General features: G+C 45.7%; 20 protein-coding genes and 1 other annotated feature. Of the genes, 16 read left to right on the forward strand and 4 right to left on the reverse strand.

Annotation, left to right across the window (positions count from 1 at the left end; all coding sequences use genetic code 11):
- The 10 genes from grdC to cysE all read left to right on the forward strand — a co-directional run.
- A partial coding sequence (gene grdC / locus GT589_RS07280) for a glycine/sarcosine/betaine reductase complex component C subunit beta (protein ID WP_293398033.1) occupies nt 1-1,346 on the forward strand: 1,346 nt, incomplete at its 5' end.
- A gap of 10 nt (nt 1,347-1,356) precedes the next feature.
- Entirely contained in the window at nt 1,357-2,517 is a 1,161-nt protein-coding gene (gene grdD, locus GT589_RS07285; protein WP_293398034.1) for a glycine/sarcosine/betaine reductase complex component C subunit alpha, read from the forward strand.
- Between the two features lie 408 nt (nt 2,518-2,925).
- The gene (locus tag GT589_RS07290; protein WP_293398035.1) at nt 2,926-3,795 is read left to right on the forward strand and encodes a sulfide/dihydroorotate dehydrogenase-like FAD/NAD-binding protein; all 870 of its coding nucleotides are present in this window, start codon (nt 2,926-2,928) and stop codon (nt 3,793-3,795) included.
- Nucleotides 3,795-5,195, forward strand: coding sequence for an NADPH-dependent glutamate synthase (gene gltA, locus GT589_RS07295; RefSeq protein ID WP_293398036.1), 1,401 nt, complete (start codon nt 3,795-3,797; stop codon nt 5,193-5,195). Before GT589_RS07290 ends, gltA begins: the two co-directional genes overlap by 1 nt.
- Nucleotides 5,196-5,395: 200 nt before the next feature.
- On the forward strand, nt 5,396-7,054 hold the full coding sequence (locus GT589_RS07300; RefSeq protein ID WP_293398037.1) for a phosphoenolpyruvate carboxykinase (ATP): 1,659 nt from the start codon (nt 5,396-5,398) through the stop codon (nt 7,052-7,054).
- A 55-nt stretch (nt 7,055-7,109) separates the two neighbouring features.
- Entirely contained in the window at nt 7,110-7,568 is a 459-nt protein-coding gene (locus GT589_RS07305) for an S-ribosylhomocysteine lyase (protein ID WP_293398038.1), read from the forward strand.
- A complete protein-coding gene (locus tag GT589_RS07310) occupies nt 7,546-8,562 on the forward strand; it encodes an ABC transporter substrate-binding protein (RefSeq protein WP_293398039.1) in 1,017 nt (338 codons plus the stop codon). Before GT589_RS07305 ends, GT589_RS07310 begins: the two co-directional genes overlap by 23 nt.
- 16 nt (nt 8,563-8,578) lie before the next feature.
- Nucleotides 8,579-9,637 (forward strand): FecCD family ABC transporter permease, encoded by a 1,059-nt coding sequence (locus GT589_RS07315; RefSeq protein WP_293398040.1) that lies wholly within the window; start codon nt 8,579-8,581, stop codon nt 9,635-9,637.
- Between the two features lie 5 nt (nt 9,638-9,642).
- Nucleotides 9,643-10,443: an ABC transporter ATP-binding protein gene (locus GT589_RS07320; protein WP_293398041.1), complete on the forward strand. Its 801-nt coding sequence runs from the start codon at nt 9,643-9,645 to the stop codon at nt 10,441-10,443.
- Nucleotides 10,444-10,573: 130 nt separating this feature from the next.
- Nucleotides 10,574-10,790, forward strand: a binding site (T-box leader).
- 46 nt (nt 10,791-10,836) lie between these two features.
- Nucleotides 10,837-11,388 carry a serine O-acetyltransferase gene (cysE, locus tag GT589_RS07325; protein ID WP_293398042.1) on the forward strand — a complete coding sequence of 184 codons (552 nt, stop codon included), beginning with the start codon at nt 10,837-10,839 and terminating at the stop codon, nt 11,386-11,388.
- Between the two features lie 46 nt (nt 11,389-11,434).
- On the opposite strand, the gene GT589_RS07330 is transcribed toward cysE, so the two are convergent.
- Complete coding sequence (locus GT589_RS07330; RefSeq protein WP_293398043.1) at nt 11,435-12,559, reverse strand: site-2 protease family protein; 1,125 nt, start codon at nt 12,557-12,559, stop codon at nt 11,435-11,437.
- 189 nt (nt 12,560-12,748) lie between these two features.
- On the opposite strand from GT589_RS07330, the gene GT589_RS07335 reads away from it, so the two are divergent.
- Nucleotides 12,749-13,666: a DUF523 domain-containing protein gene (locus GT589_RS07335; RefSeq protein ID WP_293398044.1), complete on the forward strand. Its 918-nt coding sequence runs from the start codon at nt 12,749-12,751 to the stop codon at nt 13,664-13,666.
- 93 nt (nt 13,667-13,759) lie between these two features.
- Here the strand turns inward: GT589_RS07335 and GT589_RS07340 are convergent, their stop codons facing one another.
- The 3 genes from GT589_RS07340 to GT589_RS07350 all read right to left on the reverse strand — a co-directional run bounded on the left by GT589_RS07340 (nt 13,760) and on the right by GT589_RS07350 (nt 15,857).
- Entirely contained in the window at nt 13,760-14,356 is a 597-nt protein-coding gene (locus GT589_RS07340) for a lysine exporter LysO family protein (RefSeq protein WP_293398045.1), read from the reverse strand.
- Nucleotide 14,357: 1 nt separating this feature from the next.
- Entirely contained in the window at nt 14,358-14,633 is a 276-nt protein-coding gene (locus tag GT589_RS07345) for a LysO family transporter (protein ID WP_293398046.1), read from the reverse strand.
- 78 nt (nt 14,634-14,711) lie between these two features.
- Complete coding sequence (locus tag GT589_RS07350; protein ID WP_293398047.1) at nt 14,712-15,857, reverse strand: (Fe-S)-binding protein; 1,146 nt, start codon at nt 15,855-15,857, stop codon at nt 14,712-14,714.
- 538 nt (nt 15,858-16,395) lie between these two features.
- On the opposite strand from GT589_RS07350, the gene GT589_RS07355 reads away from it, so the two are divergent.
- From GT589_RS07355 to GT589_RS07375, 5 genes are all read left to right on the forward strand, one after another.
- A complete protein-coding gene (locus tag GT589_RS07355; RefSeq protein ID WP_293398048.1) occupies nt 16,396-17,103 on the forward strand; it encodes a TVP38/TMEM64 family protein in 708 nt (235 codons plus the stop codon).
- Nucleotides 17,096-17,935 carry a sulfurtransferase gene (locus GT589_RS07360; RefSeq protein ID WP_293398049.1) on the forward strand — a complete coding sequence of 280 codons (840 nt, stop codon included), beginning with the start codon at nt 17,096-17,098 and terminating at the stop codon, nt 17,933-17,935. Before GT589_RS07355 ends, GT589_RS07360 begins: the two co-directional genes overlap by 8 nt.
- Before the next feature lie 3 nt (nt 17,936-17,938).
- Complete coding sequence (locus GT589_RS07365; protein WP_293395499.1) at nt 17,939-18,061, forward strand: rhodanese-like domain-containing protein; 123 nt, start codon at nt 17,939-17,941, stop codon at nt 18,059-18,061.
- Nucleotides 18,062-18,174: 113 nt separating this feature from the next.
- Nucleotides 18,175-19,533 carry a CCA tRNA nucleotidyltransferase gene (locus tag GT589_RS07370; protein WP_293398050.1) on the forward strand — a complete coding sequence of 453 codons (1,359 nt, stop codon included), beginning with the start codon at nt 18,175-18,177 and terminating at the stop codon, nt 19,531-19,533.
- A gap of 26 nt (nt 19,534-19,559) precedes the next feature.
- Nucleotides 19,560-20,285, forward strand: coding sequence for a gamma-glutamyl-gamma-aminobutyrate hydrolase family protein (locus tag GT589_RS07375; RefSeq protein WP_293398051.1), 726 nt, complete (start codon nt 19,560-19,562; stop codon nt 20,283-20,285).
- Nucleotides 20,286-20,626: the final 341 nt, after the last annotated feature.

The following is a 20,626-nucleotide window of genomic DNA, read 5'->3' on the forward strand; positions in this document are numbered from 1 at the left end:
TGACTCCAGAGGCGCTTGGCGAGATAGCAATGCCATGGTGGACAGAAGACAAGAAGATAGCGGGAGCTGACAGATACGGCAAATTCGGCGAAATAATGCCTCAGGACGAGTTCCTTGCGCTTATGTCTGCATCAGACGTATTCGACCTTGTACTTTTCGAGAAGAGCTTCATAGAGGGAGCAAAGGCTAAGCTTGCTGCTCACCCTGTAGTAGGCAACCTTGCTGAGAGCGTAAACGCAGGCGTTGAAATAGCTGAGATAGAAAAGCAGCTTAGCGACTTCCATGCTGAAGGCCTATACAATGATGGAAAGCTTGTAGGCTGCGTAAAGAGAGCACACGATGTTGACGTTAACCTTAACTCTCACACAATGCTAGAAAACCTTGCTGTTAAGGCATCAGGAGTACTTGCTCTTGCAAACCTTATAGCTAAAAACAACATAAACCCGGCTGAAGTAGACTACATCATAGAGTGTTCTGAAGAGGCTTGCGGAGACATGAACCAAAGAGGAGGCGGAAACTTCGCTAAATCTCTTGCTGAAATGACAGGCTGCGTTAACGCAACAGGCTCAGACATGAGAGGCTTCTGCGCAGGACCAACGCACGCACTTATAGCAGCAGCAGCGCTAGTTAAGTCAGGCGTATACAAGAACGTAATAATAGCAGCCGGCGGAGCTACTGCAAAGCTTGGAATGAACGGAAAAGACCACGTTAAGAAGGAAATGCCAATACTTGAGGACTGCCTTGGCGGCTTCGCGGTTCTAGTTAGCGAAAACGACGGAGTAAACCCAATTCTAAGAACAGACCTAGTGGGAAGACACACAGTTGCAACTGGATCAGCTCCACAGGCTGTAATAGGCTCTCTAGTTCTAAGCCCACTAAAAGCAGGCGGACTTAAAATAACAGACGTAGACAAGTACTCGGTAGAAATGCAAAACCCAGACATAACTAAGCCGGCAGGAGCAGGAGACGTTCCAGAGGCAAACTACAAGATGATAGGCGCACTTGCTGTCATGGGAAAAGAAATAGAAAGAGCAGACATAGCAGCTTTCGTTGAAAAGCACGGAATGGTTGGCTGGGCTCCGACTCAAGGCCACATACCATCAGGAGTTCCATACATCGGTTTTGCAATAGGCGACCTTACTGAAGGCTCAGTAAACAGAACCATGATAGTAGGAAAGGGAAGCCTATTCCTTGGAAGAATGACAAACCTGTTTGACGGAGTTTCTATAGTAGCAGAGAGAAACACAGGCAAGGTAGAGTCAGGAAGCTCAGTATCAACAGAAGAAATAAGAAAAATGATAGCAGAATCAATGAAGGATTTCGCAGCACATCTATTAGCTGAATAGGGGTGAAAAAATGTCAGATATAAAACAAATGATAGGCAAGACTTTCATGGAGATAGCAGACGCTATCGAAACAGGAAGCTTCGCAGGCAAAGTAAAAGTAGGAATAACAACCCTTGGCAGCGAGCATGGAGTAGAGAACCTTGTAAAGGGAGCAGAGCTTGCAGCTAAAGAGGCAGCCGGCTTTGACATAGTGCTTATAGGACCAAAGGTTGACACAAGCCTTGAAGTAGTAGAGGTAGCAACAGAAGAAGAAGCGCACAAGAAAATGGAAGAGCTGCTAGACAGCGGCTACATCCACTCTTGCGTAACAGTGCACTACAACTTCCCAATAGGCGTATCGACAGTAGGAAGGGTAATAACACCTGGAATAGGCAGAGAGATGTTTATAGCAACAACAACAGGAACATCTGCTGCTCAAAGAGTCGAGGCCATGGTAAGAAACGCGCTATACGGAATAATAACAGCCAAGTCAATGGGAATAGAAAACCCGACAGTTGGAATACTAAACCTTGACGGAGCAAGAGCAGTAGAAAGAGCGCTAAAAGAGCTGGCAGGAAACGGCTACCCAATAACATTCGCAGAGTCGCTAAGAGCTGACGGCGGAAGCGTAATGAGAGGAAACGACCTTCTTGGCGGAGCTGCAGACGTAATGGTAACAGACTCGCTAACAGGAAACATAATGATGAAGGTGTTCTCGTCATACACAACAGGCGGAAGCTACGAGGGACTAGGCTACGGCTATGGACCTGGAATAGGCGACGGCTACAACAGAACGATACTGATACTCTCAAGAGCGTCAGGAGTTCCAGTAGCTGCAAACGCTATAAAATACGCAGCAAAGCTTGCACAAAACAACGTAAAGGCCATAGCGGCGGCAGAGTTCAAGGCGGCCAAGGCGGCAGGACTAGAGACAATACTAGCAGGCCTAAGCAAGGACACTAAGAAAGCTGCAGCAAGTGAAGAAGAAGTTAAGATGCCTCCTAAAGAGGTAGTGACAGGAACAATCTCAGGCGTGGACGTAATGGATCTTGAAGACGCACAGAAGGTGCTTTGGAAAGCCGGAATATACGCAGAGAGCGGAATGGGCTGCACAGGACCGATAGTAATGGTAAACGAAGCCAAGGTTGAAGAGGCTGCCAAGATACTAAAGGATGCTGGAATAGTAGCTTAACGCATTAAATACCGATCCATGATCCATAAATTGATAAGAAAAAAACATATTTAAAAAATAAACAGCATATCAAACAATTGAAAGGCAGGATAATTATCCTGCCTTTTTTGCAATATAATGAATATTCACAAAATTATAAACAAATTCCTTTGAAAATAGTGAAAAAATTAGCAAAAATTCAACGAAGCCATTGTGTATACTTGAATTTGGGGCATTTCAATAAAATGTAAAATAATAGTAACAAAAAAAAGATAATCATGTTGATAATTAATAAATAAACTGATATAATCAATATTGTAGAGACATAAAGAAAAAGGGCTGCCAGATTAATCCAATCTGAAAGTCCTTTTTTCCGGTAGTACAGCAAATGTTGTGAATATTCAAAAAATTAAACCATGGAGGCGTGAAATGTTCAAAATAGTTGAAAAGAAAGTGCTTGCGCCATCTATATTCCTTATGAAAATAGATGCGCCAAGGGTAGCAAAGTCAGCTAAGCCAGGACAGTTTGTAATAATCAGAATGGATGAGAAGGGTGAAAGAGTACCGCTTACAATATGCGACTATGACAAAGAGGCAGGAACAGTTACAATAGTAGTTCAGTCAATGGGATGCTCAACAAGAAGAATGGCAGAATTCAACGAAGGTGACTACTTCACTGACTTTGTCGGACCTCTTGGAAGAGAATCTGAATTTGTACACGAGAGCATAGATGGACTAAAAAACAAGAAGATACTTTTCGTGGCAGGCGGCGTTGGCACAGCTCCAGTTTACCCTCAGGTAAAGTGGCTTCATGAAAATGGAATAGATACAGATGTAATAATAGGCGCTAAGAACAAAGAAATGATGATAATGGAAGAAGAGCTAAAGAGCGTAAGCAAGAACCTTTATCCAGCAACTGACGACGGTTCATATGGATTCAAGGGTCTTGTAACTGAGGTTATAAAAGACCTTGTTGTAAACCAAGGCAAGAAGTATGACGAGGTAATAGCAATAGGACCTATGATAATGATGAAATTCGTATGCAAGGTTACGGAAGAGCTTCAGATACCTACAATAGTTAGCCTTAACCCAATAATGGTTGACGGCACGGGAATGTGCGGCGCCTGCAGGGTTACAGTAAACGGCGAGACAAGATTCGCATGTGTTGACGGTCCTGAGTTTGACGGACACAAGGTTGACTTTGACGAGGCTATGAAGAGACAGACTCTTTACAAGGCAGAAGAGTGCAAGAAGACAGAAGCTTACGAGAAAAACTGCAAGATTGGAGGAGCAAACTAATGTCTGAGATAGTAGTAGATAGAATGAAAAAAGTTCCTGTAAGAGAGCAGGATCCACAGGCTAGAGCTAAGAACTTCGAAGAAGTTTGCTATGGATACAATGAAGAGGAAGCAGTTGCAGAGGCTACAAGATGCCTTAACTGCAAGCATAAGCCATGCGTAGGAATGTGCCCGGTTTCAATAGACATACCAGCTTTCATTCAGCAGGTTGCAAACAAAGATTTTGCGGAGGCGGCAAGAGTTATTGCCAAGTATTCTGCGCTTCCAGCTGTTTGTGGAAGGGTTTGTCCGCAAGAGGTTCAGTGCGAATCAAAATGTATTCTCGGAATAAAGGGTGAGCCAGTTTCTATAGGAAAACTTGAAAGATTCGTGGCTGACTGGGCAAGAGAAAATAAAGTGGATCTTTCTCACACTGAGCCAAAGAACGGCAAGAAAGTTGCAGTTATAGGCTCAGGCCCTGCAGGCGTTACTTGCGCAGGGGACCTTGCAAAGATGGGTTACGACGTTACAATATTCGAAGCGCTTCATGAGCCTGGCGGAGTTCTTCTATACGGAATACCTGAATTCAGACTTCCAAAGGAAGGCGTAGTAAAGCCAGAGCTTGAGAACCTTCTTAAGCTTGGTGTTAAGATAGAGACAAACGTAATAGCAGGCAGAACTATAACTATAGATGCACTAATGGAAGAGGAAGGCTTCGAGGCTGTGTTCATAGGCTCTGGTGCGGGTCTTCCTAAGTTCATGGGAATACCAGGAGAGAACCTTAACGGAGTATTCTCGGCAAACGAGTTCCTTACAAGAAACAACCTTATGAAGGCGTTCAGAGACGACTATGATACTCCAATAAAGCCAGGAACTAAGGTTGCAGTGGTAGGCGGCGGAAACGTTGCGATGGACGCTGCAAGAACAGCTCTAAGGCTTGGAGCGCAGGTTTATATAGTATACAGAAGATCAGAAGCCGAGCTTCCAGCAAGGGTTGAGGAAGTACACCACGCTAAAGAGGAAGGCATAATATTCGAGCTTCTTACTAACCCAACAGAGATAGTAGGAGACGAAAATGGTTGGGTCAAAGGCATGAAGTGCGTGAGAATGGAGCTTGGAGAGCCAGACGAGTCTGGAAGAAGAAGACCTCAGGTGGTTGAAGGCTCAGAATTCATACTTGACGTAGACACAGTAATAATGTCGCTTGGAACTTCTCCAAACCCTCTAATATCAGACACAACTAAAGGCCTTGATGTAAACAAGTACAAGTGCATAGTTGCTGACGAAGAGACTGGAAAGACTTCAAGAGAAGGAATATTTGCCGGCGGAGACGCTGTTACAGGAGCGGCTACAGTTATACTTGCAATGGGCGCTGGAAAGCAGGCTGCTGTTGCAATAGATGAATATATAAAGAGCAAATAAGGCGAGAAACAAATAAATATGTCTCAAAAATCCCCTTTTTATAAGCTTAAAGGGGATTTTTTTTGTTTTTTAAAGTAAATCGTAAATTTTTGTTATTTAAATAAGCAAGTGGCGATTTAAATTTGGGATAGGGTATAATAAAAAAATTGATTGGATGATATAATTAGAATACATATCATAATGTTTTGGAGCGTGATTAGATGGCTACTAATTCGAAATTTGACAGAAATATGATTGGTTCTAAAAATCCGATATTTTCGCAGATCAGGACCACAATAGAAACAGCATTTCTAGGAAACAATGTGGAAGAGGTCAATTGCATAAAAAAGGCATACAGGCTTGCCTGCAACTCGCCCGGGACAATAGTGACAGACATGCCGGTTCACAGGCCGCAGGAAATTGGGCTTGATGAGGATGCCAAGATATTGCTTTTCAACGACGGTGCGGTAAGTGGAAGGTGCGCAGCTGCAAGAAGGATAATAGGTGAGTTTGATGTCAACCAGGAGGAGCTGGCATCAAAGCTGCGAGATGCGGTATATGCCACGAGGTACAGAAAGCTCTACCATGCCCAGGCTTACATAGGCCTCCATCCCGATTACATGATAAAGGCCCATCTGCTCATCCCAGAGGGTCATGAGAACGTCCTTTACAATTGGATGCTAAACTTTCAGCATATGAACGAAGAATATAACAGCATGTATGAAGACTCAAAAATGTACGAAAGCGAAGGGGACATATATGTGTTTTCGGATCCGGAATGGAGCCACGTAGACCATCCGATGGGCCTTTCGCTGTTTGATCCTACCCATAACTGCGCGGCGCTCCTTGGAATGAGATACTTTGGAGAGCACAAGAAGGGGACTCTCACGCTCGCATGGGGCTGTGCCAACAGAAATGGATTCGCTTCCTGCCACGCAGGACAGAAAAGATACAATCTTGACGGGGGCAGGAAATTTGTGGCAGGTGTATTTGGACTCTCGGGTTCGGGCAAATCCACGATAACGCATGCCAAGCACGGAGGAAAATACGACGTTACAGTGCTGCATGATGACGCCTTTGTAATACACACTGATGACTGCTCATCTGTTGCGCTGGAGCCAACGTATTTCGACAAGACACAGGATTATCCTCTTGAGGTTGAGGACAACAAGTTCCTAATAACTGTTCAAAACTGCGGAGCTACACTCGATTCAAACGGCAAAAAGGTAATAGTTACAGAGGACATAAGGAACGGCAACGGAAGAGCTATAAAATCAAAGCTCTGGGCGCCTAACAGGGTGGACAAGTTCAAGGAACCTATAAATGCGATATTCTGGATAATGAAGGATTCTACGATGCCTCCTGTTGTAAAGATTAAAAACCCTGTGCTTGCGGCCACAATGGGCGCTACGCTTGCAACAAAGAGGACTACCGCCGAAAGACTTGCGCCTGGCGTGGATCCCGAGGAGCTTGTAATAGAGCCCTATGCCAATCCGTTCAGGACATACCCTCTTGTGGATGACTACAGCAAGTTCAAAATGCTATTTGAAAAAAGAGGAGTCGAGTGCTATATACTCAACACCGGATTTTTCATGTACAAGAAGATAACCAAGGAAATCACGCTTTCTGTTATAGAGAGCATAGTAGAAAGAAATGCAAGCTTTAAAAAGTGGGGCAGGCTGCCTCACATGGAGATACTCGACATTGACGGTTTCAATCCGGACATGAACGATGCGGACTATGTAAGCGAGCTTACCAACAGGCTCAGCGACAGAGTCAGGTTCATAAAGACAAAATCGTCAGAAGGCGGCGGTTTTGACAGGCTGCCGGACGAAGCACTTGAGTCGCTTATAAATCTTGTCACACAGCTCAACAGATAGAAAGTCAACCAAACAGATGCATTAGCAAATATTATAATGTCGGAGGTAAAAATAAATGAAAAACGTAGTCGTAGAGAGCTTTACAATGGACCACACAGTGGTAAAGGCTCCTTTTGTAAGAAAATGCGGAGTCATAACAACGCCAAAGGGAGATACAATAACAAAATTCGACCTGAGATTTGTGCAGCCCAACGTGGAATCAATGCCCACAGCTGCAATACATGCACTTGAACACCTCATGGCAGGCTTCATAAGAGAGGAGCTCGACAACGTGGTAGATCTGTCGCCAATGGGTTGCAGGACAGGCTTTTATCTGATAATGGTGGGTGAACTGTCTGAAGAGGAGGTAGCAAAAGCTCTTATAAGCTCACTTGAAAAAGTAATAGCAGCGGAGGAAGTTCCGGCTGCAAATCCTGTGCAGTGTGGCAACTACAAGGACATGTCGCTTTTTGGAGCAAAGGAGTATGCCAAGGAAGTTCTGCCAAAGCTTGTTGAAAAGTACAAGGGCAACTAATCCAAGCACAGCGGCAGACAAAACACTGAATTACATGGAGGAAATGATGAATAAATTAAGCAGAAGAATCGCTGCAATATTTCTAATAATAGCAACACTGATAATGGCGGCAGGCTGCGCCCAAACGGGAGATGAGGGTGCCAAGAAGCCTTCGGCGGAAAGTACGAAGTCATCAGCTTATCCTTTGGAGATAACAGATTCACAGGGCAGAACGGTAGTCATAGAGAAAAAGCCTGAAAGGGTAGTATCCATAGCGCCGGGCATAACTGAAAGCATATTTGCAATAGGCATGGGCGAAGTGCTTGTTGGCAGGACTGACTACTGCACATATCCGAAAGAAACTGACGGCATAGAGTCCATAGGCGGAATGCAGGATCCCAACATTGAAAAGATAGTGGAACTAGACCCTGATATTGTTATAGCTTCAGCCCATTTCAAGGAAGAGACTCTGGAAAAGCTCGAGGAGCTCGGCCTTAATGTGGTAGTGCTCTACGGCGAAGAGAGCTTCGAGGGTGTGTATGATGTCATAGGAAAGCTTGGAAGCATACTGGACGCCAACACTAAGGCTAAGGAGCTCACAGAAGACATGAAAAGCAGGGTTGCGGCTGTAGAAAAGAAGGTGAGCGGCCTTGATAAGCCGAGCGTATACTACGTAATAGGCTTTGGAGAATACGGCGATTTCACAGCGGGCAGCGACACATTTATATCCAGGATGCTTGAAATGGCGGGCGGGACAAACGCCGCAAGCGACGTAAAAGGCTGGAAATACAGCCTCGAAAGGCTCGTGGAAAACGATCCGGACATTCTGATCTGCTCGAGCGAATACTCCCCGGCGGAGCAGGTAGCTGCGGCAAACGGTTACAAGGAGCTTAGTGCGGTCAAAAATGGGAGCATATTCACAATTGAAACGGATACCGTTGAAATACAGGGGCCAAGACAGGTGGAAGGGCTTGAGGAGCTTGCAAGGATAATACACCCGGAAGCCTTTAAGTAGGGGTTAGGACAAGACAATGGAAATAGAAGAAAGACAAAAGCGCCGCGCAGGGGCCTTCTGGATAATGGCGGTTATAGCATTCATGGCTGCCGTACTTATGACAACAGTGGGAACGGCGTCCATATCCTACAAGGATGCGCTTAAAGTAGTGCTTAGTGCCATGCCGCATTTTGGCGGTTATGTGGACATATCAGAAATAAAGGCTTCGCATGTGGCCATAATAAAAAACATAAGGCTTCCAAGGATAATCATCTCAGCGCTTGTAGGAATGGCGCTTTCAGTTTCGGGAGCCGTGCTTCAGGGGATTTTCAAAAATCCTATGGCTGATCCATATGTGCTCGGAGTATCGTCAGGGGCAGCTTTCGGGGCTACACTGTCGATAGCGCTTGGAATAAGCTTTGAATTTGCGGGATTGAGCTCAACTGGGCTGTTTGCATTTGCTGGAGCCATTGGAGCAACCATGACTGTCTACGGCCTTTCCATAAAAAACAACAAGGCCGATGTGACGTCGCTTCTGCTTGCAGGTATAGCTATAAATTTCTTCCTCTCATCGCTAATATCCCTCATAATGACTTTCAACAGGGAGCAGGTCGAGAAGATAATTTTCTGGACTATGGGAAGCATGTCAGCTGCGAGCTGGAACCATGTGGCCGTAAGCCTGCCGCTGATAACAGGCGGCTGCCTGCTGGCGATGTTTTTTGCCAGGGAGCTCAACGTAATGCTAATGGGCGATGAGACGGCTTCGAGCCTTGGGGTGGATGTCCCAAGGACAAGAGGCATACTTCTCGTATTGGCGTCGGTTATTTCTGCTGCTGCAGTCTCTGTAAGTGGTATCATAGGGTTTGTAGGACTCGTAATACCCCATGTAGTAAGGATTTTTGCCGGTCCTGACCACAGGACGCTCATGCCGCTTGTGATTGTGAGCGGAGCGCTCTTTATGATGCTGGCCGACATGCTGGCCAGAACATTGGCGTCGCCCTCTGAAATACCAATAGGCGTAATAACGGCAATGTTGGGAGCCCCATATTTCATATATCTTCTCAACAGCACAAAAAACTCGATATTCAAGAGGTGAATAGCTTGCAGCATCTGCTTGACATAGAAAATCTCAGTTTGAGCCTGGACAAAAAAAGAATACTAAGCGGCATAAGCCTGAGCATAACAAGCGGCTCATTCACCTGCATAACCGGCCCTAACGGATCTGGCAAGACTACCCTTATGAAGGGGATTGCAGGACTGCTGACTCCGGAAGGCGGGAGAATACTGCTGGAGGGCAATGATACGAGAAGCCTGGGTGCAAAAAAAATAGCCCGGAGAGTGGCGTATGTCCCACAGGATACGGTCATTGATTTTGAATTCAGAGCCATTGACATAGTCATGATGGGAAGATCTCCCCACATAGGACGCTTTTCGACTGAAAGCAGGAGGGACTGCGAAATAGCCAGGGAGGCAATGGAGCTGACGGGAACCTGGGAGCTAAGGGACAAGAGCATAAAGGGCATGAGCGGCGGAGAGCGCCAGAGAGTCATGATAGCCAGAGCTCTAGCCCAGGAGCCAAAGCTGCTCTTGCTTGACGAGCCGACCTCCAGCCTCGACATACACCACCAGATAGAGCTTCTTGATGTACTAAAGGAGCTTAGCAAAAGCAGGGGCATGGCCATAGCCGCTGCGATACACGACTTGAACCTGGCCATGCAGTATGGCGACAAGGCCTTGCTGCTTGACAAGGGCAGCATGTATGCATGGGGTGAGCCTGAAAGCGTTCTTTCGAGGGAAAACGTGTCAAAGGTGTACGGCGTCGACATATACATCATAGAAAACCCGCTGACAGGCAAGCCGCATATAATACCCTTCAAGAAAAGAGCCGCCAATTCACTCTAATTCCAATTTCAATTCCTAGTAAAATACTATGAAATAATTATTGACATTGATAAATTGCTGTCTTATAATTATTTTATAGTCAATCTTAATTAAGATGATCAATACTTAAAGGCATTATTTTAAATTAATATCAAATTCCGTGAAGGGAAGAGTAGCAAAGGAATTGACAAAAGCGAGCCGGAGATTGGTGAGAGTCCGGCGGTCATGAAGCTTGTGAAGTGCATCCCGGAGAAGGCGCTTTGAAACCAATAGGGAGTAGAAACGTCCGGCGAAGGCCGTTAAAGCTTGATAAAGAAGGCGTTGAGCCTTAAAAAAGAGTGGAACCGCGAATATATCTCGCCTCTTGCAGCAGCAAGAGGGGGGATTTTTTTAATTTGAAGGAGGATTTTCCGGATGAGAGAATACATCAAGACGTATATGGAGAAGGACCCAGCGGCAACTAACGCATTCGAGGTATTTTTGAACTTTCCGGGGCTGCATGCTGTGCTTGCCCACAAGTTCACGCATTTCCTCTATAAAAAGGGCTTTAGAGTTACATCAAGATTCATATCCAACATAGTCAGATTCTTCACGGGAGTCGAGATACATCCTGGGGCTACTATTGGAAAAAGACTTTTCATAGACCACGGAATGGGCATAGTAATAGGCGAGACAGCGGAGATAGGCGACGATGTGATGCTTTATCAGGGCGTGACTCTTGGCGGAACTGGAAAAGACAAGGGCAAAAGGCACCCTACAATAGGCAACAATGTTATGATTTCGGCAGGAGCCAAGATACTCGGCCCGATTATGATAAACGACAATGCAAAGGTGGGCGCCAATGCTGTAGTGCTTAGAGAAGTGCCTGCTAACAGCACGGTTGTCGGCATACCCGCAAAAGTAGTAAAAATAGACGGCGTAAGGGTGTGCGACAAGGCAAATACTCCAAACAAGGTGTGTGTTTGAAGCTGAAAAAGGAAAGGACTCGGAATAACATCCGGGTCCTGTTTTTTTAGTTGTGAAGCTCGTTGTATATTGAAATGTACTTGATAAGGTCAGTCTTTGAAAGAATGCCGGCAATGCCGTGCTCGTCCATTACTAGGAACCTTCCAAGCTGATTGGATGCAAGCCTCCTAAGAGCATCCTCCGCAGTCTCATCAGGCGTTATTATGAAACTGCCGTCTAGCGGCTGGAACAGCTGCGCTGCTGTTATACGGTCCATATCCTCTTCGCGCACAGCCTTAAGTGATTTCAACATTATAATGCCGACAATCTCATTCCCGCTTTGCACAGGAAAGAAGGGATGCTTGTAATGGAAGAAGAAATCCTTGAGAAGCTTTGATGCTGGCGTATTTATGTCCACCGTTATAACGGGGGATGTCATTATGTCTCTTACAAGCACTCCGGCAAACAGCTTTTCAAACACGGAATTCTGATATGATGCCTGTGATGACTGGCCAATGAAGACACCTATCATTATGAGCCATACGCCGTTTAATACATTCCCGGAGAGTATGTTGAGCACTCCGAGCATCATGAGCGCGTAGGAGAAGAATGTGCCTGATGCGCTTGCTATCTTGGCGGCGTAGACCCTGTCTTTTTTTATTTTCCATATGGCGGCGGTCAGTATCCTGCCGCCGTCAAGCGGCATTGCCGGGAACAGGTTGAATACTGCAAGCACGATGTTCATCTGTCCAATATATGCCAAGGGAGCCGAAATCATCTCCGATGCCCCGGACAGGGCAAGCACGTTTGAAGTCACCGTAAATAGTATTGATAAAAAAAGGCTCATGAGAGGTCCGGCTATTGCTATTAGGAATTCTTTCCCCGGTGTATCCGCGTCTTTTTCGATGTAAGCCATTCCTCCGAATATAAACAGCGATATCTTGTTCACGGCTATTCCAAAATGCTTCGATACGAGCGAGTGTGAAAGCTCGTGCAGCAGCACCGACACGAACAGCATTATCCCTATGAAGGCGCCCTCAGCCCAGTACACCCATTGCGGCCAGTCCTTGAAATATGTTGGAAAGTAGTAGTTTGCAAACATGTATGTTATTAGAAGAAAAATCACTATCCAGTTGTAGTTGAGCTCTATATCAATCCCTTTAACTCTGCCTATCTTTATCGAATTGCTCAAGCTAATCCCTCCCCTTTCATGCATTTATCTGCATGTTTGTAAAATATTTACTTATCATATGTAGTTTATTATACCCGTTTGCATTTGATGTTAAAGCATCTCTGTATGTTTTGGAGTAATATTTGGGTAACTATCATATATATAAAGTGAAATTAAATATCAACATAATGATAATGGAGAGTGGTGCACGTGGAAACGGTGCTGAGGGAGAAAATCAAAGTCGGTATAAGCGCATGCATGTACGGCTGCGAGGTCAGATACAACAAAAAAGGATGGAGCATGCTTGAATATTTGGGTAGGGAGAAGAGCGAATTCATATGGCATCCCATGTGCCCCGAGTGCATGGCGGGTCTTGGAGTTCCCCGGGAACCCATAAGGATCGCCAGCGGAAACGGCTTCGACGTATGGGAAGGGAAAGCCCGGATAAAGGGCAGAAGCGGCGAGGATGTGACCGAAAGAGTAAAACGTGGTGCGCAAATATGTATGGAGACACTAAAGAGCGCAGGCGTATACGTCTACATATTCATGGAGGGAAGCCCGTCCTGCGGGGTTTACAGGACGACACTTAAAAACAAGAGGATAGGCAAACCGCCGGGAGTTTTCGGAGCATTGCTCTTAAAGGAGGGATTCTTCCTGATCCCCGCCGCAGATATGCAAAGCCCGGTAAAATGGTGGGATTGGAAAAGAAGACTGAATGCCTTTGTATGGCTCAAGAATCTGGAGCTAAGCTCAAAAAAAGACATATACGAGATGTGGCATACTATCAAATTCATGTGCCAAGAGCTTGACAATGAAGAAGCCAGAGAAATAGGAAAAATGCTGGCCAAAAATGATTGGGAGTTTAGCCCCGACTATGCGGAAGACCTGAGAAACAGCCTGCTTGAGCTTCTTAGAAGGCCTTCAAGTCTGCCTAAAATAAAGCACATGCTCTGGAAGCACTATTCATTTTACAAGAAAAAGCTCGGTGTGGATGTAGATGAGATAATGCAGCCGAATGAACTAAGAAACATGACTCACATAGCTAACGAGCTTATGCTGATGGAGCGAAAGGCGTCTGAGGCGGATTTCCTGTTTGGCTCAGCGCCGATACACTATAAAGGAAGATAGGAATACCCCTAAAGCAACAAACGCCCGGAAATTTTGATGTCCGGGCGTTTGTAATGTCATCGCAGAAAATATTCCATGCTCTTGCCGAAGATGCTATATCGAGAAAAAGAATGTTACAAAAAACGGCACTAGCGAGCTGAGAAGCACACCGTTTATGAACGAAACCACAACAACTGACGGAGAGGTGGCCTTGGAAATAAGCGGCAAGGTCGTGTCCATGGAAGTGGCTCCTGCGGGAGCAATTGCTGAATAGTGATTGAGGTATTTGGCTATGTAGGGGATTGATATTACGGCGATTATCTCCCTTAACACATTGGTCATGAAGGCTATGGTTCCAATCTGCGCATTGGCAAGTTTTGTAAGCATTATGCCCGAAAGGCTGTACCAGCCAAAGCCTGAAGCTATCGAAAGGCTTATGTTGTGAGGTATGCCGAATATGATGCCGGTGACAAGCCCTCCGATAAGGCTTCCTGCTATTATTGAAGCCGGCACTGCTATTGATGCCAGTCCGGAATTCTTGATATCTCTAAGCACGTTTTTGTTTGAGCCTACTTCTATTCCAATCAGAAGGAGAAGTGCATTCAGAGCTACTGTCGCCAGCAGGTCGGTATTTTGCAGGAAACTTTCGGGCATTATGAAAATTCCGGAGACAATGCCGGTGATTATGGCGGTTATTATGACAAACGGCACTCTATTCAGCTCCTTTCATAAGCTTTGAAGTTATAAGAAACACGCACGCTATGCTAAACAGCGAGGTCAGTACAGCAAAGGAGGCCGATACCCTGCCTATCTTAAATATATTCGAGAGTATGTCCTTGTTGGCTCCTATTGCGCAGCCCATAGAAAACAGCAGAAATACGAGTCCCGCCTGCTGCAGAGCCGAATTTATCCTTTTCTCCTTCTCGTTCATCCCTCTGAAGTAACCTATGGCGATGCCGGCAAATAGGAATAAAGCTATGCTCCACATGTTAATCCCCCTCCTTTCAATTGGATGCCTATAAATAAAATTCTACATAAAAAAAGCCCCTTATGCAAGGGGCGCTGCCTAGTCCAGTTTGTCTACAAGCCTTTTTATCCTGTATCTGTTCAGCCACTTGCCGGCAAAACCGGGTCGTATCTGGTTCAAATCCCTGTCTTCTAGTTTGTCTCCAAATATAATGTCAAGTATGTGGAGGGATTTTGCATCGGCGCTATGCATAGCCTCTACGCACGATTCGCAGTATGTGATTATATAGTCGGCATCCTTTCCTTCAGAGGCCCTTTTCTTCATCTGCCTAATTCCGAGCTTGGGATTTGTAAGGCCTATCATCCCCCCCTGCCCGCAGCAGGCCGTAAATGACCTGTTGCTTTTGAACTCTACCATATTTAGGCCGAGCTGGCGGATTATCTCTCTTGCGCCATCATGTATTGAAGCTACGTTTCTGGTAGGGCATGGATCATGCAGTGCAAATACGGAATCTATGCCGCTTCCTATCCCGACTGCCCTTTCGGGAAGCCCGAGGTCCGCCATAACCTCCCAGAGAGAGGTCACCTTTATATGAGGGCTGAATTTGCCTATTGTCTTGTAGCAGTTCTGGCACGCTGTGACTATGGTATCACAGCTCATCTCCTCCACCATCTTTTCCAAGCGAGAGTAATACTCTATGAACTTATCTGTGTCGCCTATTGAATTTGTGGGCTTGCCGCAGCACTGGAGTATGAGTCCGACGTCGCCGATTTTATCCTGCAGATAGGCATGGGCGGACATTACGAGCTCAGGGCTGTAGGAAGCAAGGCTGCAGCCTGGTATAAATGCAGTTGTTGCCTTCTTTCCGGGTTTTGGGAATGAAGATGCGAAAGCCTTTGAAAAGCTCAGCCTCTGATGGTTGCCGACAACCGAGAGGCCCTTCGCCAGAGGCTTGGAGGTGATGCTTCCCGAGTTTACTATATGCGCCCTCATCGGATGAAACAGAGCTGAAAAATCTATGTCCTTGGGGCATACCCTTGCACAGTACTGGCACAGCGAGCATGAAAAAGGAAGCTCGAGCGCCTGGGAGTCATCTCTGCCTATGCGCCCAAGAAGCTCCTTGGGAGATTCGCAGAACTCATCGAGCATGGGGCAGTTTTTCATGCAGGCTTTGCAGTCGATGCAGCGGCTTTCGTATTCGAGTGATTTTTGTTTTGTATTCTCGGGCGTATTAAATTTTGTCATCTGCTGTATTCGTCCTTTCAGGAATAACTAATTGGAATGTGAAAATATGAGCTTCCGCTCATATAAATACTATCATTTTTTGGAGGACAATACAGCATGCCTTGGCTTTCATTGAAAAAAATAATAGCAGAATATCAAGCGATAAAAAAACATAATGAAAGCTACAGTGCGGCGGGCTGCCTGAAACCACTCAAAACAATTCAAATATATGTAAATAAATTGTGATTTTAAAAGCATCAGTGTCGACGGCACTGTAAAATCAGCAAAATATGATGTGGAGCTATAAATTGAATTTAGATAAAGCGGGATTTGCGTTATAGAGCAAAAGCGGCAGGCGAAGACGTATAGATAACTAATTAACAATAATCAGGAAAAACGAAATTATTATCAAATGCCAGAATGGTAATTTGTGTGAATTTTCATTGCAAATGGCATAAATATTATCTATAATAGCCAATGAAACGATAAAAATACGTCATACCAACATGTTGTATATAGCCGCCAACATTTAAAGCTGCAAGCAAAGGAGTATTGAAATATGAAAAAAACAACGTATTTAAAGGTAGGAATTATACTTGCACTGGTGCTTGTATACGTTTTTGTAGAGCCTGTTCAAAGGAACATAAAGCAGGCATTCTTCATAATGAGAAATCTGGATGTAGGGCTTGTCAAGGGATACATAAACTCCTTTGGAATACTTGCTCCTACGGTATCATTCCTGCTGATGGTATTTCAATCGGTAATGGCACCGCTTCCTGCATTTCTTATAACTTTTGCAAACGCGAGCCTTTTTGGTTGGGTAAAAGGAGCAATTCTCTCCTGGTCCAGCGCCATGGCAGGAGCAGTGCTTTGCTTTTACATTGCCAAGTTCTACGGAAGAGGTACGGTTGAAAAGCTTACAAGCAAATTCGCCCTAGAAAGCGTCGACGGGTTTTTTGAAAAATACGGCAAATATGCGATATTAATAGCCAGACTGCTGCCCTTCATGTCTTTTGACATTGTCAGCTATGCTGCGGGCCTCACTTCAATGAGCTTCTGGTCGTTCTTCTGGGCGACAGGGCTTGGACAGCTTCCGGCGACAATTATTTACTCTTACATCGGAGAAATGCTTTCGGGAGGAATAAAGATGTTCGTACTCGGACTCTTGACACTCTTCTCGCTGAGCGTGCTCATATTCATGTTCAAAAAGATTTGGGATGAAAAAAATGCAAAAAAAAATTTGAAAGGAGATGAAAAGAGTGCGTAAAAACAAACTTTTTTCGCTTGCAGCACTGCTGGTTGCAATGATGCTCGTACTGAGCGCGTGCGCGTCGCAGCCAACGCAAGAGGCAAAGCAGCCTGAAGAGTCGGCCGCAAAGGTTGATCTTTCGGGATTTGAGAATCCGGACATGTTCATAACTCCGCAGGAGCTAAGTGGAATGCTTGGAGATCCGAACGTAATAATATTCGACGGCAACAAGCCGGATGCTTATGCTAAAGGGCACATACCAGGCGCAATAAGCGCAGGTTTCCACAGCTTCTCAAAGGTTGACGGAAAGCCTGGAGATCCGCTTTGGGGAACTACTCTCGACAAGGAGGAGCTTACTAAGAAGCTCGAGTCCTTCGGAGTTACAAACGACAAGACTGTAGTATTCTATTCTGACGTTCTTACAGGTCCCGGACCGGACGGAAGAAACGTATGGCAGATGAGAATGGCTGGCCTTGACAATGTCAAGCTTCTTTACGGAGGATTGGCATACTGGAAAGAACTTGGCTATGAGGTGACAAAGGATGCCGCTCCAGCACCTACGCCATCAACAGGTCTAGTGCTTAAGGATTTTGACGAGAGCTACAGGGCAACTAAGGACTATGTGAAAGAAAACCTGGACAAGACTGTCATAATAGACGTTAGAACAGAAAAAGAGTTCAAGGGAAGCCAGGATGCTGGAGAAGCAAGGGGAGGCCATATAAAGGGAGCCAAGATGCTGCTTTGGAAGGACCTTCTGAATGAAAACGCGACTCCAAAGTCTCCAGAGGAAATAAAGGAGATAATGGCAGCTGCAGGAGTTACACCTGAAGATGATTTTGTGGTTTACTGAACAATGGGTATAAGATCAGGATATGTATCCTCGATCCTCAGAGCCGTTGGCTTTGAAAAAGTTAGAAACTACGAAGGTTCAATATACGAGTGGTCTGCAGACCCGAGTATGCCTATGGAAAAGTAGTTTAACCGGCACTGCGAATTCGCAGTGCCTTTTTTGCGCTTTCTGAATTATGAACGCGCAATGGGGGTAATAAATTAAGGAAGCTCATACAATCAGATGACAGGTGGTAAAGTATGATACAGATAAAGGTTCCCAAAGATGTTTTGGACATTATAGACACGCTCACAGAAAGAAATCACGAGGCCTACGTTGTGGGAGGCTGCATAAGGGACAGCATAATGGGCCACAGGGTCAACGACTGGGACATATCCACCTCGGCAGAGCCGGAAGAGGTGATGAGCATATTCGAAAGCATACAAGGCTTCAGAGTCATACCTACAGGCCTCAAGCACGGGACTGTGACCGTCCTCTACAACGGGATTCACTACGAGATAACAACCCACAGGATAGAAGGAGAATACAGCGACAGGAGAAGGCCTGACAGCGTAAGCTTTACTCAGGATGTCCAAGACGACCTTTCAAGGCGGGATTTCACCATAAACGCCATGGCATACAGCCACGAAAAGGGGATTGTAGACCCATTTGGAGGCTTGGAGGACATAGAAAAAGGCATCGTACGCTGCGTGGGGAATCCGGACAGGCGTTTTGACGAGGATGCCCTGAGGATGTTTCGGGCTGTCAGGTTCGCAACGCAGCTTGAATTCGAAATAGAGGAGAACACATATGCGTCGATATTCAGAAATAGAAGGCATGCGTGCCATGTTAGCGTGGAGAGGATAAGGCAGGAGTTCGACAAGCTTCTGCTTTCCAGAGTGCCATCGAAGGGAATAAGGCTGCTTGTAGATACCGAGCTTATGGATTACATAGCGCCCGAGGTGTACGACATGGTGGGGTTTGACCAGAGGCATCCGTATCACGACAAGGAGCTTTTCGAACACACAATGGTAGTGCTCGACAACACCCCGCAGACTCTAAACGTCAGACTGGCGGCGCTGTTTCATGACATTGGCAAACCCAGGTGCCTGGAGTTGGACGAGCGAGGCATAGCTCATTATTACGGTCACGACGATGTTGGAGCTGAGCTTGCAAAATCAATACTTAGGCGATTGAGATACGACAAGCGCACAATAGAGGCGGTGGAGAATCTCATAAAGGAACACATGGACCAGCTGGAGGGTTTCACTAAAAAGGGGATAAAGAGGTTCATAAACAGACTGGGAAGACAGAATCTAGAGGACTACTTCAGCCTCATCTACGCTGACGTGCTCGGCTGTAAGGAGCCTTTCGACTTTAGCTATCTTGAGGATTTCAAGGCCAGGGTACATAGTGCCCTAATGGGCAAGGAGCCGATGACCATAAGCGACCTTGCCGTAAACGGCCACGACCTGATCGAAATGGGATTCCCTCAAAGTAAGATTATGAGCGAGACTATACACTACCTGTTTGATACAGTGCTTGAGCATCCCGAGTTCAACGAAAAGGATAAATTGCTTGATTTGGCCAGAAAAAAACTGGAGGAATATAAATCTTAAATATTAATATTAAGGAGGAAAACGCCGTGAAACCTTTAATAGGGATAACAACAAACTTCATGATGGGAGAAATGGGCCACTCTGCGGGCCAGGAGAGATACTTTCTTGAAGAGGACTATGTAAGAGCCATAGAAAAATCCGGTGGAACGTGCATACTATTCCCCCACACCTCTGATGTCGAGAACTTCGCCAAGTATCTTGAGATGGTAGACGGAGTTGTGCTTTCCGGCGGGATAGACATAAATCCGATGTTCTACGGAGACGAGCCGCTGGAGAAGACAGGCTACTTCAATACGAAGAAGGACTTTTTCGATGTGGAGCTGACTAAGAAGGCCATGCACAGCCATGTGCCGATACTTGGGATATCAAGAGGCATACAGGTCATAAACGTGGCTCTTGGCGGAACGCTTTATCAGGATGTATGCTATAAGGGCGAGAATGTCCTTAAGCACTTCCAGGAATCCAAAAGGAGCGACAAGTCCCACTGCATAACAATAGCTCCAGGCTCGTGGCTGCATTCCATAATGGGGGAGGAGAAGGTGTTCGTAAACAGCTTCCACCATCAGGCAATAAAGGATCTGGGCAAGGGACTAAAGGTAGTTGCGCAGTCAGCAGACGGCATAATCGAGGCTGTTGAGCTCGAGGGCGAAACCTTCGTGGCTGGAGTGCAGTGGAATCCCGAGTGCATGGCTGAAGAGCACAAGGAACACCTGGCGCTGTTCGAAAGCTTCATAAAGGCGTGCAGCGAGTAGCAGAAATAGCAGATTGCACAGACATAAGCATAGCAAAAACATAGTTGGGCTCCGAATACAATTCATCGGAGCCCTTAGTGCGTTCAACTTACGTTCTATTAACTATGCTTAGCTGAATTGGCTGCTATGTTTACGGCGTCCCATACACCCGAAAACGGAGGCGCATAGACAAGGTCGAGATAGGCTATCTCATCGAGCGTCATTCCGCCATGTATCGGGTATGTTTCAGATTTTGTGTAAACGCTAAAAACTGATGCAGTTTTATTGTATAAGTTAAGGGATAGGTGCTTAAAACAAGCATCTGTCCCTTAAATGCATTATACACCCAATTTTGGGCGAGT

Source organism: Peptoclostridium sp. (genome assembly GCF_009881055.1).
Taxonomy (GTDB): domain Bacteria; phylum Bacillota; class Clostridia; order Peptostreptococcales; family Peptostreptococcaceae; genus Peptoclostridium_A.

Coding starts and splice junctions, on each gene's coding strand:
- GT589_RS07350 (WP_293398047.1), bottom strand. CDS start 15,857: ATGACAAAATTTAATACGCCCGAGAATACAAAACAAAAATCACTCGAA.
- grdD (WP_293398034.1), top strand. CDS start 1,357: ATGTCAGATATAAAACAAATGATAGGCAAGACTTTCATGGAGATAGCA.
- GT589_RS07290 (WP_293398035.1), top strand. CDS start 2,926: ATGTTCAAAATAGTTGAAAAGAAAGTGCTTGCGCCATCTATATTCCTT.
- GT589_RS07300 (WP_293398037.1), top strand. CDS start 5,396: ATGGCTACTAATTCGAAATTTGACAGAAATATGATTGGTTCTAAAAAT.
- GT589_RS07315 (WP_293398040.1), top strand. CDS start 8,579: ATGGAAATAGAAGAAAGACAAAAGCGCCGCGCAGGGGCCTTCTGGATA.
- GT589_RS07370 (WP_293398050.1), top strand. CDS start 18,175: ATGATACAGATAAAGGTTCCCAAAGATGTTTTGGACATTATAGACACG.
- GT589_RS07305 (WP_293398038.1), top strand. CDS start 7,110: ATGAAAAACGTAGTCGTAGAGAGCTTTACAATGGACCACACAGTGGTA.
- cysE (WP_293398042.1), top strand. CDS start 10,837: ATGAGAGAATACATCAAGACGTATATGGAGAAGGACCCAGCGGCAACT.
- GT589_RS07365 (WP_293395499.1), top strand. CDS start 17,939: ATGGGTATAAGATCAGGATATGTATCCTCGATCCTCAGAGCCGTTGGC.
- gltA (WP_293398036.1), top strand. CDS start 3,795: ATGTCTGAGATAGTAGTAGATAGAATGAAAAAAGTTCCTGTAAGAGAG.
- GT589_RS07355 (WP_293398048.1), top strand. CDS start 16,396: ATGAAAAAAACAACGTATTTAAAGGTAGGAATTATACTTGCACTGGTG.
- GT589_RS07345 (WP_293398046.1), bottom strand. CDS start 14,633: ATGTGGAGCATAGCTTTATTCCTATTTGCCGGCATCGCCATAGGTTAC.